Source organism: Bacillus sp. mrc49, from assembly GCF_002803435.1.
The window spans coordinates 1-411 of the sequence record NZ_PHNG01000284.1; the positions used below are offsets into that span (position 1 = coordinate 1).

1 protein-coding gene is annotated in these 411 nt (G+C 47.4%); it reads right to left on the reverse strand.

Annotated features, from left to right (window positions below):
* A partial coding sequence (locus CVN76_RS01980) for a pyridoxal-phosphate dependent enzyme (protein WP_157805461.1) occupies window positions 1-411 on the reverse strand: 411 nt, incomplete at both ends.

Below are 411 nucleotides of genomic sequence, written 5' to 3' on the forward strand. Positions count from 1 at the left end.
AAACACATTCAGTTTCTGCCTCCTGATATCTTCTTCTCCCATGAAGATGATGCACTCCAGCTTCAGCAAAGCGCAAACTGTCGCAGTCGCCACTCCATGCTGCCCTGCCCCCGTCTCGGCAATCACTTTTTTCTTGCCCATTTTCTGAGTCAGTAACGCCTGGCCGATCGTATTATTGATTTTGTGTGCTCCGGTATGGTTCAAGTCCTCACGCTTCAGATAAATATCGGCACCGCCAGCCAGTTTCGTAAGATTCTCCGCATAATAGAGAGGAGTTTCGCGACCGATATACTGCTTCAAATAATAGCTCAGCTGCTTTTGAAACTCAGGATCTTTTTTGGATCGATCATATACTTCCTCAAGTTCCGTTATCGCGGCCATTAATGTTTCCGGAACGAACCTGCCCCCGTA